This is a genomic window from Rhizobium sp. 9140, assembly GCF_900067135.1.
GTDB lineage: Bacteria > Pseudomonadota > Alphaproteobacteria > Rhizobiales > Rhizobiaceae > Ferranicluibacter.
Genome location: NZ_FJUR01000001.1, coordinates 205441 through 217316, shown reverse-complemented (window position 1 = coordinate 217316; position 11876 = coordinate 205441). Strand labels below are relative to the sequence as shown.

Here is an 11876-nt window from a genome sequence, read left to right as displayed (position 1 = left end):
GGCCAATGCGCGGGATTATCGGGGTGATATAGGAGATGGCGCACGGCAGTGCAAATGCTCTGCCGCACATATTCCAACCTTTATAACATTACATAGTTTTGGTCCGCTGAGGCGTCGAACTGCGTGAGATCGAACGCAGCTACATCCGACAGGAGGGCGATCAGACCGGAGACTGCATAGTCGAGCAGGTGTTCACCCCGCTCGGCCGTGGCCGCAGCGGCATTTCCAGCGGCGCCCTTGGGGTTCAGGTCGCGCATGCGCCAGCCAAAGGCGTGGGGGCCATAAGCGCGGAGATGCGCGAACTGTGCCTGCCATTCGCTTTGGCGGGAGGAGAAGGCCTCTGCCCGCGACCGATCGACCTTGTCGGGATGGAGGGCGAGCATGACCGAGGTTTCGATATCGCCACCATGGATGTCGATGGATTTGGCGACGGGATCGATCCAGCCTTCGGGCTGGCCAAACCGGGTCCAGCTGGTGGCAACGGCCAGCATGTCGTAGCGCACCCGGGCTTCCGTCGCGACGATGGTCATCAAAGGGGCATTGCCACCATGGGCGTTAAGCATGACGAATTTGCGGATGCCCTGCGCCCGAAGGTGCTCGGCAATGCCGAGCCATCGCTCGACGGCTTCGTGGTAGGTCAGTGTCTTTGTTCCCGCGACATCCATATGCTCGATCGAGTAGCCTACCGGTTCCGTCGGAAGGAAGGTGACCGGCAGATCGCCACCCGCCGCGACGAGACGTTTCACAACGCCGTCGGCGATCAGCGTGTCGGTCTCGAACGGCAGGTGCGGCCCATGCTGCTCATGCGCACCCAGCGGCAGAACGGCAATCCAGCCGGCGCGTGCGGAAGGGGCTAAGCCCGGATCGTTGTCCGCCCAACGCGCTGCGGGTCTCGTCATCGCATGTCTTTCCTGGCAGTGTCCCCGCAATAGGCATTTCGCAAGGTCTTGCGGCCCTATTGTCATATGAGTCATACAAGCTCGACAAGGCGGTGCAAGCCTTCGGCAGGCAGGGGAGCGAGCATGGGCAAGAAAGACAAGTCCGAGAAGAAAGCCAAGCAGAAAAAGATCAAGATCGCAGATCACACCGGCATCGACGGCGAGGATGCTCCGGATGCAGCCTCCGCGCCGGTTCTGGCCCCCCTGCTGGCGCAGGCGGCCCGCTCCATGCGGACCGTGCTGTCGCGCAATCTGCTGGAAAGCGGACTCTATGCCGGGCAGGACGGCGTGATGCTGGCGCTGGCGGAGACCGACGGCATGACCGCCGGTGCGCTTGCCGGCCATCTCGGGGTCAAGGCGCCCACGATGACGCGCACCATCGGCCGCATGGAAGCGCAAGGGTTCCTCGAGCGCAAGGCTGACGCGGGAGATGCGCGGCTGACCAAGGTCTATCTGACCGCGAACGGCCGCGAGCGGCTGCAAGCCATCGAGGCTGCGGCGGACCTGTCCGAAGCGACGGCGCTGAAGGGCATGACCGACAAGCAGATCCGTACGCTTGCCAAGCTCTTGAAGGTGGTGGATGCCAATCTGCAGGGTGCCGAGTAGGCTCGCAGGCGGCGGTGAGTAGGTCTTGCTGCGCCATCTCGCGCAGGGATTGCAGTCTCGATTTAAACAGTTTAAAGAGGGTTTAAGAGCGCTTTCAGGCATTGCCGACGGCGTTAGGGAGAGGGCCGTGCGAACCGGGAGGACACGTGGCGCAGAAGATCAAGCTGTCGACGATCGCGGAAACACTGGGCGTTTCCACCGCGACCGTTTCTCTCGCCCTGCGTGACAGTCCCCTTGTCGCGTCGGTGACGCGGGACAAGATCAAGGATCAGGCGCGGGCGCTCGGCTATATCTACAATCGCCGTGCCGCCAGTCTGCGCACCTCGCGCTCCGGCATCATCGGCGTCGTCGTGCACGACATCATGAACCCGTTCTACGGCGAGATTCTGAAGGCCATCGAGGCGGAACTCGACCGCGACCGCCAGACGTTCATTCTCTCCAATCATTACGACTCGGTCGAAAAGCAGCGCGTCTTTATCGAGACCCTGTTGCAGCTCGGCGGCGACGGGGTGATCATGTCGCCCGCCATCGGCACGCCGCCGGAAGATATCAAGCTTGCCGAAGACAATGGCATGCCAGCGATCCTCGTTGCCCGGTCGATCGAAGGCGTCGATGTCCCGATCTTCCGGGGAGACGACGCCTACGGTATTTCGCTGGCCACCAACCACCTGATCAGCCTTGGTCATCGCTGCATCGCCATGGTCGGGGGCACGGACCTGACATCGACCGGTCGCGACCGTTATCTCGGCTACGTTCAGGCGCTGCGCAAGGCCAATATCGATGTCGATCCCGATCTGCGTATTCCCGGCCCCCGCTCCATGCAGGGCGGGTTCGAGGCGGCGGTTCATCTCCTGTCGCTGCCGCAGAAACCGACGGCCGTCGTCTGCTGGAACGATCTCGTCGCCATCGGCATGATGAACGGCATCGCGCGCGCGGGCCTTGTGCCGGGCCGCGATGTATCCGTTACCGGTTACGACGATCTCGAAGAAGCGGCTATCGCCACGCCGGCGCTGACGACGGTCTGGAACGGGCAGTCGGACGTGGGGCGCAGTGCCGCGCGTGCGCTGCTCGACCGGCTGAATGGCAGCCACGAGCCGGACGGCATTCATTTGATCAAGCCGGAAATGCGCATTCGCCAGTCAACCGGGCCTTTGCGTTTGCAGCAGGGCGACTGATCGATCCGTCTGCGGGTTACCCTCCATTGCCGCAAAACTTGGAAACCCGGAGCTTCGGTTGACGCGCGAGATGGGTGCGGTACTTTCCGCTGTGCTCAATCGTTGCCGCCGAAACCTGTTGCGGCCTCTCTCGTCGACGACGCCTGAAAGGATCCCTCATGTCGCAAGACCGTCCGGTCATTCTCATTCCCGGCAAGATGCATCCGCGCGCGCTCGAACGTATGACGGATCTCTTCGATGTCCGGCAGATCGACGCGGCCGATGCGGGGCAGATCACGCCCGAGCTTGCCAGAGACGTTGCCGGCATCGCAACCTTCAACAAGGTTCCGGCAGCGCTGATGGATGCGCTGGACAATCTGGAAATCGTCTCCAATTTCGGCGTCGGCTATGATGGCGTCGATGCCGCGCACGCGGCCGGCCGCGGCATCGTGGTGACGCATACGCCGGATGTTCTGAACGACGAGGTTGCCGATACGGCGATCGGCCTCCTGATCAACACGCTGCGCCGTCTGCCGGCCGCCGAGCAGTGGCTGCGCGACGGGCGCTGGGTCAAGGACGGGCCGTTCCCGCTCAGTCCGCTGTCTCTCAGCGGTCGCAAGGTGGGTTTCTACGGGCTCGGTCGTATCGGGCAGGCGATCGCGCGCCGGCTGGAGGGCTTCGGCCTCGAGATCGCCTACCACACGCGCTCGCGTCGTGACGGGGTGGCCTATGCCTATCACGATACGCTGCTGGGTCTCGCGCAGGCGGTGGATACGCTGATCGTCATCGTGCCCGGTAGCGCGGAAACGAAGCACACCGTTAATGCGGAGATCCTGCAGGCGCTGGGAACGCACGGCGTCGTCATCAATGTCGGGCGCGGTATCACGGTCGATGAGACCGCGCTGATCGCCGCGCTGGAACAGGGCGTGATCGCCGGCGCCGGGCTCGACGTGTTCGAGCGCGAGCCGCATGTGCCGGAAGGCCTGACGGCTCTGCCGCAGGTGTCGCTGCTGCCGCACGTGGCATCCGCGTCCGTTGCCACCCGCAACAAGATGGCCGACCTCGTGGTCGACAACCTCGTTTCCTGGTTCAAGACGGGCAAGGCGCTTACGCCGGTGTCCGAAACGCCGTTCACGCGGCCGGCTCGCTGACGCATTTCCAGCCGGAGCGGAATCGCTTCAGCGTCGAACAATGCGGCGAAAACGGTAGGTTAGACCTTTTCCGGTGAACCCGTGTGCACCGGAAAGGGTCTAACCGGCTGCTTCGTCTCGCTATAGGCGCGGACAGCCTCGCCAAAGGCTGCGAACAGGTCATTGGAGGTCTTGTCGCGGCCGACCCAGTATTCCGGGTGCCACTGCACGCCGACGGCGAAGGCCTTTGCGCCGATGACGGACACGGCTTCCACCGTGCCGTCGTCTGCGACCGCTTCCACGGCAAGGCTCGGTGCAAGGTCTGAAATGGCCTGCCGGTGCAAGGAGTTGACCTGTACCGCGCCGGCACCGACCACGCCCGCAAGGCAGCTTCCCGGCTCCACCATCACGGTCTGGCGAATGCCATAGGCGATGTCGAGATCCTTGACGTCGGGCTTGCGATGGTCCTGCCGGCCGGGAAGATCCTGAATTTCCGAGGCGAGGGTGCCGCCGAGCGCGACGTTCAGTTCCTGGATGCCGCGGCAGATGGCCAGCACCGGAATACCGCGGGCGAGCGCCCGGCGGATCAGCGGCAGGCTGGTGGCGTCGCGACCGGGATCGAACGGCCCATCGGCCTCCACGGCCTCCCGTCCATAGAGCGTCGGATGCACATTGGAGCGCGAGCCGCTGACCAGAAGCCCGTCCACGCGGTCGAGAATTGCATCCGGCTCGTTTCCGGCCTCGAGGGCCGGCACCAGAAGCGACATGACGCCCGAGCCGTTCAGGGCGGCGCGCACATATTGGTGCGGGGCGGCATGCCAGACATTGCCCTCGATCTCACGGAAATCGGCGGGTATGGCGATGATCGGCTTCGGCATGGGGTTCTCCGGTGCGTGGGGTTTCTCCTCCGACTTGCCGGGAACCTGCCGCGCCGTCAATGCCTCGCTTAACGCGGAAAATTCTGTCCTGCCCGCGCGACGTGTCCATGCGTAAGACAAGGCTGTCGCTCTTGCCTCCCGCTGTCTACGGGCCTTGACGTCGTCGGAGAGTGCGGGCATGTCTTGATACCAAGAGGTGCCGCGTTTCGCGGCGTGGAAACCTGGCGGGAGAGAGACAATGGCCGAACATCACACGGGACCTTCCGAAACCGGTGCGCCGATGGATTATCCCGAGCACGAGAAGACCTATCTTCACTTCCTGAGCGCTGCGAAGTTCCTGACCATCTTTTGCGTGGCGCTGTTGATCGCCATGGCGGCCGCCTTCTTCACGAGTGCGGGCTGGTTCACGGGCTTCGTGCTGTTCGTGCTGCTGAACGTCGCTGGCGTGGTGCTTTTGCGCTAACGTCCTACCGCCCGACGCCACCATTGGTCTGTTGGCGAAAATCCGTTGTATCTCTCCGTGATTTGCTCTTAGCTGCCGGCGTTGCCCAAGCAGCGAGAGGGATCAGGATGACGGAAACGACACGGCCGCTCGGCGCGACGATCAACGGGCGGTGGACGCGGTTTGCCGTGCGCTCGCAGACGGCCGAGCGCATCGATCTTTGCCTTTTTGACAGCGATGGCGAAACAGAGCTGCGCCGCCTGCCGATGGGCCGCGAGGAAGGCGATGTCTTCGCGCTGACACTGCCGGACGCACCGGTCGGTACCCGCTACGGACTGCGCGCGCACGGCACCTACGATCCCGATCGCGGTCTGTGGTTCGATCCGGCGAAACTTCTCATCGACCCTTACGCGCTCGAACTTGACCGGCCTTTCCGTCACGACGCCCGCCTGACGCAGTTCGGCGCGGAGACGGCCGACCTCGTGCCGAAGGCGCTGGTTACAAAGGTGCCGAAAGCCCGCGTCGCCCCGGCACGGTTCTCAACGAATGGGCTGATCTACGAGGTGGCCGTGCGGCCCTTCACCATGCTGCATCCGGATGTGCCGGACGAGCAGCGCGGGACGGTGGCGGCGCTGGCGCATCCAGCCGTCATCGCTCATCTCAAGCGCATCGGCGTTTCCGCGGTCGAGCTGATGCCGATCACCGCCTGGATCGACGAGCGCCACCTGCCGCCGCTCGGGCTGACCAATGGCTGGGGCTACAATCCCGTCGCCTTCATGGCGCTCGACCCGCGGCTCGTACCCGGGGGGTTGACCGAACTCAAGGACACCGTCGCCGTGCTGCATCGCGAGGGCATCGGCGTCATTCTCGATCTCGTCTTCAACCATTCGGGCGAAAGCGACCGGCAGGGTGCCACGATCTCCATGCGCGGCCTCGACAACGCCGTTTACTACCGTCATGCAGCGGGCCAACCTGGGCAACTGATAAACGACACCGGCTGCGGCAATACCATCGCCTGCGACCATCCGACGGTTCGCTCGCTCATTCTGGACACGCTGCGTCACTTCGTCGGCGCGGCCGGCATCGACGGTTTCCGCTTCGATCTCGGCTCCATTCTCGGCCGCGATGCCGGCGGCTTCCGGCGGGATGCAACCCTGCTGACGGAGATGCTGGCCGACCCGCTCCTGAAGGATCGCGTGCTGATTGCCGAGCCTTGGGATATCGGGCCGGGCGGCTACCAGCTCGGCCATTTCCCGCCGCCTCTCCTCGAATGGAACGACCGCGCGCGCGACGATATCCGGCGCCTGTGGCGCGGCGACGGGTGGATGATCGGGTCGCTGGCCGGCGCGCTGGCCGGCTCCTCGGATATCTTTTCCCAACATGGCGGCACGCGCAGCCGCAGCGTCACCTTCATCGCTGCGCATGACGGCTTCACGCTCAAGGATCTCGTCTCCCACAGCCACAAGCACAATGCGGCGAATGGCGAGGACAATCGCGACGGTCACAACGAGAATCATTCCTGGAACAACGGCGCCGAAGGGGCGACCGACGATCCCGCTATCGTCGCGGCGCGCACACGCGATGTGAAGGCGCTGCTCGCAACGCTGTTCGCCACGCGTGGTGCAATCATGATCACTGCCGGCGACGAGTTCGGACGGACGCAGCAGGGCAACAACAACGCCTACTGCCAGGACAATCCCATCACCTGGCTCGACTGGGCATCAGTGGACGAGGCGCTGATATCGCAATGCGCAGCCCTCGGCGAGCTTCGCCATCGTTTCGATGTGTTTGAGGGCGACAGCTTCTTCACAGGGCGGGGCGATGTCACCTGGATCCGCCTGGACGGCAAGCCGATGGAGGTTGCGGACTGGGAGGGCGAGCGCACGGACGGGCTTGTCATGATCCTCTCGACCCGCGACGCCACGACGCGCAAGGCCTGCCGGCTGGCGGTGGTCTTCAATCGCGCTCCTGTGGCGACCGCGCTGACGCTTCCGGGCAAGGGGTGGCAGTCGCTGTTGCCGGACGCGGGAACGCAGACGGAGATTTCGGCCCGCTCGGTCGGCTGGTACGTCGCGCCGGGACGCGTCTGAACGACCGCGAATGCTGTAACGGGAATGATCGGGATGGATGTGGAAGGTAAGAAGAGCGCCAGCGTCAGGGAGATTGCGCTCGCCGAGGTGAAGGACCTCGTCGGCCAGGAGGTCGGAATCTCCGACTGGATCACGGTCTCGCAGGATATGATCGACCGTTTCGCCGATGCGACGGAGGATCACCAGTTCATCCACACCGATCCGGTGCGTGCCGCAGCCGAGACCCCCTATGGCGGCACGATTGCGCACGGGTTCCTGTCGCTCTCGCTGCTTTCAGCTATGAACTACAACTGCCTGCCGGCCGTGCGCGAGCAGACGATGGCCATCAACTACGGCTTCGACAAGGTCCGCTTTCTTGCGCCCGTTCATTCGGGCGCGCGGGTTCGCGGTCATTTCACCCTCACGGAAGCCCGCTTCCGCGGTGCCGGCATGCTCGTCGTCACCTATGACGTCTCCGTCGAGGTGGAACATGAGGGCAAGCCGGCGCTGACGGCGACCTGGCTGACGATCATCCAGTTCGATCCGAAGGACCGGCCGGAGGATGCCTGAGGTCGCAACCGGCGATGTCGCTGTACGCGCAGCATTCCGGTCGCAGGCAAAAAGCTGCCGCGCTCTGGGATGGCCTTTCGTCGCGACGCTGTCGCTTATGCCGGTCCATGCCGATCACAGCTGGGTTCAGTAACCGGCGTTCTGCGCACCCGCCGCCAGTAGCCCCGAGACATAAGGCGCGAACGAACGCCAGCACTCGACCCGAAAAGCGGCATCGCCTGTCCGGTAGAGCACGATCTCGGCCTTGCCGAAGACGGTGCGCGAGCAGGCGCCGACGGGGAAGACTTTCAGCGACAGGTCCTGCGGGCAGCCCGCATTGATGGCGGCGGAGGCGCCGGAACCTTCCACGAGAACGGCCGTATTGCGGTGGGAGATGTCGGTTGCCGAATGCAGCACGCCGGCTGCGCCTGCAAGCGTCATGAGATCGGTATCCGTCTCGTCGATGACAAGCCATTCGTCAGGCCCGAGCCAGAGCCCGTGGCGGGTGCCGCTCGTGGCCGAAGCCTTGGGGCGGGTCGGCAGAGAGAGGCCGAGCGCTGTCGAAAGCGCCTCGACCGCATCCGGCTTCGCGCGAAGCGAGAGGCGGCTTGCGGGCGCTGCCGGCGTCAGGCGGACCGTGGCGGAACCGCCGTGGAAGCCGCCAAGCGGCAGGGTGCGTGTCGCGAGATCAGCCATGGATGCGTCCACCTTCCTTGTCAAAGAACACCATGTCGCTCACCTCGACGGCGATGGTCCGGTCGGCCATCGGCACGTAGAGGGTTTGGCCAAGCCGCGCCTTGCCGCCCGCGACCACGGCCATCGCGATGGAGCGCCCGCAGTTTTCCGACCAGTAGGACGAGGTGACATGGCCGAGCATGGTCATGGGTTTGGGCTGGTTGGGGTCGGCGACGATCTGCGCGCCTTCCTCCAGCACGACGCCGGGATCCTTCGTCAACAGGCCGACGAGCTGCTTGCGGCCCTCGCGCATGAGGTCGGGACGCTTCATGCCGCGGATGCCGACGAAGTCGGTCTTCTTCTTGCCGACCGCCCAGGAGAGGCTCGCATCCTCCGGCGTCAGTGTACCATCGGTATCCTGGCCGACGATGATATAGCCCTTTTCGGCGCGCAGGATGTGCATGGTCTCCGTGCCGTAGGCGCAGCCATCGACCGCCTCGACGCGTTCGCGGATCGCGTTCCAGACGGCGGGGCCGAAGTCGGCGGGGACGTTGACCTCGAAGCCGAGTTCGCCGGTGAACGACATGCGGAAGAGCCGTGTCGGCACGCCGCAGATCCGGCCTTCCGCCACGCTCATATGCGGGAAGGCCTCGTTGGAGATGTCGATGCCTTCGATCAGCGGCGCGATGATCTCGCGTGCCTTGGGGCCTTGCAGGGCGATGACGGCCCATTGCTCGGTGGCGGACGTCAGCCAGACATCCAGATGCGGAAACTCCGTCTGGAGATAGTCTTCCATTTGGTGCATGACGCGGGCCGCGCCGCCCGTCGTGGTGGTCACGTGGAAGCGATCGTCCGCCATGCGGCCGACGACGCCGTCGTCATAGATGAAGCCGTCTTCCCGCAGCATGATGCCGTAGCGGCAACGGCCCGGCTTCAGCGTATCCCAGCTGTTGGTGTAGATCAGATTGAGGAAGGCGGCCGCATCCGGGCCGACGACCTCGATCTTGCCGAGGGTGGAGGCGTCGAACATGCCGACCGTCTCGCGCACCGTCCGGCATTCGCGGTTGACGGCGGCATGCATGTCCTCGCCGGCGCGGGGATAGTACCAGGCGCGCTTCCACTGGCCCACATCCTCGAAGGCCGCGCCCATCGCCTCTTCTGCCTCGTGCATCGCCGTCTTGCGCGTGGGATCGAACAGGTCGCCGCGGGAATGGCCGATCAGCGTGCCGAAGGTCACGGGCGTGTAAGGCGCGCGGAAGGTGGTGAGGCCGACTTCGGGAATACCCCGACCGAGCGTCTCCGCTGCGATGGCGAGACCGTGGATGTTGGAAAGCTTGCCCTGATCCGTTGCCATGCCATTGGTGGTGAAGCGCTTGATATGTTCGATCGAGTGCATGCCTTCGCGCACCGCGAGCCGGATATCCTTGGCGCAGACATCGTTCTGGAAGTCGATGAAGGCTTTCACGTCGTCCTCAGGCCCGGCACCATAGGCGGCGCCCGCCATGCCGCCGGTCCAGGCGAAAGCCTGCGCGCCGGAGAGTGCGAGGCGCGTGCTGGCTGAAAAGCCTGCCGCCTGCGCTGCAAGCTCGCCACCGGCAACAGCTTCGTCAAGGGTCGCGGCGATGTCGGTGGTGCCGTTGCAGGCTCCGACCGAGACGCAATCCTGCGCGTAGATGCCGGGCAGGAACCGCTGCGTTTCCGCGTCGAACGCCACCTTGCCGCGCGACTGCGAGAACATATGCACCGACGGTGTCCAGCCGGAGGAGGTGATGAGTGCATCCACGACGATCGAACGGGCGCTGCTGCCGCCGCTGACGCGACGAACTTTCATGGAGGAGATGCGCAGCTTGCCCCGGGTGTCGGTTACCGCATGACCTGCCAGAACCTCGATGCCGAGGGACTGCGCTTCTGCCAGCACGTCAGCACCCGGCTGCTCGCGGCTGTCGACGATGGCGGGAATGGCGATGCCGGCGCGGTGCAGGTCGAAGGCGGCCTCATAGGCGCTGTCATGCGCGGTGTAGACGCCGACCTTGCGACCGATGGCGACGCCGAAATGGTTGAGATAGGTGCGCGCCGCCGAGGCCAGCATGATGCCGGGGCGGTCGTTATTGGCAAAGACCATGTGCCGCTCGATGGCGCCGGTGGCGATGACGACGCGCTTGGCGCGCACCTGCCAGAGCCGCTCGCGCGGTGCGGCGCGGGCCGGGCGGGACACATGGTCGGTGACGCGTTCGGCAAGAGCCACGAAGTTCTGCGCGTAATAGCCGAAGGCGGTCGTGCGGGTCAGGAGCGTGACATTGTCCATGGCGCCAAGCCGGCGGGCGGCATCCTGCGCCCAGGCATAGCCATCCTGGCCGTCGACCGTCACGCCCGCATCGTAATGCAGTGCGCCACCCACCTCCGGCTGCTCGTCGCAGAGGATCACGCGCGCGCCGGTGGCGGCAGCCGCAAGCGTTGCGGTCAGGCCGGCGACGCCTGCGCCCATGACCAGCACGTCGCAATGGGCGTAGCGGCTGGCATATTCGTCCGTGTCTTCTTCTGTCGGCGACACGCCGAGGCCGGCTGCGGCGCGGATGCGGGGCTCGTAGATGTTCTTCCAGGCCTGCTTCGGCCACATGAAGGTCTTGTAGTAGAAGCCGGCGGCGAAGAAGGGCGCCAGGATGTTGTTGATGCCGCCGACGTCGAAGGTGAGCGACGGGTAGCGGTTCTGCGACGCCACGGTCATGCCGTCGAAAACCTCCTGAACGGTGGCGCGTACATTCGGCTGGCGGCGGGCATTGTCGCGCATCACGTCGATCAGCGCGTTCGGCTCTTCCGGGCCGGCCGAGACGATGCCGCGCGGGCGGTGGTACTTGAACGAGCGGCCGACGAGATGGACGCCGTTGGCGATCAGCGCCGAGGCGACCGTATCGCCCTGAAGGCCCTGATAGGTGCGGCCGTCGAAGTTGAAGCGCGCCGTTTTCGCAGGCGTCAGGCGCCCCTTGCCGGGGATGCGGTTCGCTCCACCCGTGTTGTCGGCTTTTACCGTCCGATTGGCGCCGCTCATTCCGCGCGTCCTTCCGTGGCTTCGTAGGTTTCGACGACGGTCTCGTCGGTCATGGCGGCAATCGGCAGCGAAGGCTTCGGCTCGCCCGCCTTGTAGGTCTTCAGGAACCGGTCGCTGACGGTGTCGCGTGCCGCGTTGAAGAACCGGCCGCAGCCGGCAATGTGACGCCAGCGCTCGAAGATCAGGCCCTTGGGGTTGTCCCGCAGGAAGAAATATTCCTGAAATTCCTCGTCGGAAATGGACGCGATGTTTTCCGGCCGGGCGATATGGGCGTCACCGGCTGCGCGAAACTCGAGTTCGGAGCGCTCTTCCTCGCAATAGGGGCAATGGATCAAAAGCATGGGCGTGTTCCTGATGCGGGATGGGACAGGCGACGGCAAGAGCGAGCG

General features: G+C 64.9%; 11 protein-coding genes. 6 read left to right on the top strand and 5 right to left on the bottom strand.

Going from position 1 to position 11876, the window contains the following annotated elements; genetic code table 11:
• Window positions 1-80: 80 nt before the first annotated feature.
• Window positions 81-899 carry a creatininase family protein gene (locus GA0004734_RS01050; protein ID WP_092930447.1) on the bottom strand — a complete coding sequence of 273 codons (819 nt, stop codon included), beginning with the start codon at window positions 897-899 and terminating at the stop codon, window positions 81-83.
• Window positions 900-1022: 123 nt separating this feature from the next.
• On the opposite strand from GA0004734_RS01050, the gene GA0004734_RS01045 reads away from it, so the two are divergent.
• The 3 genes from GA0004734_RS01045 to GA0004734_RS01035 all read left to right on the top strand — a co-directional run bounded on the left by GA0004734_RS01045 (window position 1023) and on the right by GA0004734_RS01035 (window position 3849).
• The gene (locus tag GA0004734_RS01045) at window positions 1023-1544 is read left to right on the top strand and encodes a MarR family winged helix-turn-helix transcriptional regulator (protein WP_092930446.1); all 522 of its coding nucleotides are present in this window, start codon (window positions 1023-1025) and stop codon (window positions 1542-1544) included.
• A gap of 146 nt (window positions 1545-1690) precedes the next feature.
• Window positions 1691-2719: a LacI family DNA-binding transcriptional regulator gene (locus GA0004734_RS01040; protein WP_092930444.1), complete on the top strand. Its 1029-nt coding sequence runs from the start codon at window positions 1691-1693 to the stop codon at window positions 2717-2719.
• A gap of 158 nt (window positions 2720-2877) precedes the next feature.
• Window positions 2878-3849: a 2-hydroxyacid dehydrogenase gene (locus tag GA0004734_RS01035; RefSeq protein ID WP_092930442.1), complete on the top strand. Its 972-nt coding sequence runs from the start codon at window positions 2878-2880 to the stop codon at window positions 3847-3849.
• Window positions 3850-3908: 59 nt separating this feature from the next.
• On the opposite strand, the gene GA0004734_RS01030 is transcribed toward GA0004734_RS01035, so the two are convergent.
• A complete protein-coding gene (locus GA0004734_RS01030; protein ID WP_092930440.1) occupies window positions 3909-4706 on the bottom strand; it encodes a gamma-glutamyl-gamma-aminobutyrate hydrolase family protein in 798 nt (265 codons plus the stop codon).
• A gap of 238 nt (window positions 4707-4944) precedes the next feature.
• Between GA0004734_RS01030 and GA0004734_RS01025 the strand changes: the two genes are divergently transcribed.
• From GA0004734_RS01025 to GA0004734_RS01015, 3 genes are all read left to right on the top strand, one after another.
• Window positions 4945-5169 carry an aa3-type cytochrome c oxidase subunit IV gene (locus GA0004734_RS01025; RefSeq protein WP_092930438.1) on the top strand — a complete coding sequence of 75 codons (225 nt, stop codon included), beginning with the start codon at window positions 4945-4947 and terminating at the stop codon, window positions 5167-5169.
• Between the two features lie 107 nt (window positions 5170-5276).
• A complete protein-coding gene (gene glgX, locus GA0004734_RS01020) occupies window positions 5277-7238 on the top strand; it encodes a glycogen debranching protein GlgX (RefSeq protein WP_092930436.1) in 1962 nt (653 codons plus the stop codon).
• A gap of 33 nt (window positions 7239-7271) precedes the next feature.
• On the top strand, window positions 7272-7787 hold the full coding sequence (locus tag GA0004734_RS01015; RefSeq protein ID WP_092935726.1) for a MaoC family dehydratase: 516 nt from the start codon (window positions 7272-7274) through the stop codon (window positions 7785-7787).
• A 126-nt stretch (window positions 7788-7913) separates the two neighbouring features.
• On the opposite strand, the gene GA0004734_RS01010 is transcribed toward GA0004734_RS01015, so the two are convergent.
• Genes GA0004734_RS01010 through GA0004734_RS01000 form a run of 3 tightly spaced genes read right to left on the bottom strand, consistent with a single transcriptional unit; the run spans window position 7914 to window position 11828 of the window.
• Window positions 7914-8462, bottom strand: coding sequence for a sarcosine oxidase subunit gamma (locus tag GA0004734_RS01010; RefSeq protein WP_092930434.1), 549 nt, complete (start codon window positions 8460-8462; stop codon window positions 7914-7916).
• Entirely contained in the window at window positions 8455-11487 is a 3033-nt protein-coding gene (locus GA0004734_RS01005; RefSeq protein ID WP_092930432.1) for a sarcosine oxidase subunit alpha, read from the bottom strand. Before GA0004734_RS01005 ends, GA0004734_RS01010 begins: the two co-directional genes overlap by 8 nt.
• Entirely contained in the window at window positions 11484-11828 is a 345-nt protein-coding gene (locus tag GA0004734_RS01000) for a sarcosine oxidase subunit delta (RefSeq protein ID WP_092930430.1), read from the bottom strand. Before GA0004734_RS01000 ends, GA0004734_RS01005 begins: the two co-directional genes overlap by 4 nt.
• Between the last annotated feature and the right edge of the window lie 48 nt (window positions 11829-11876).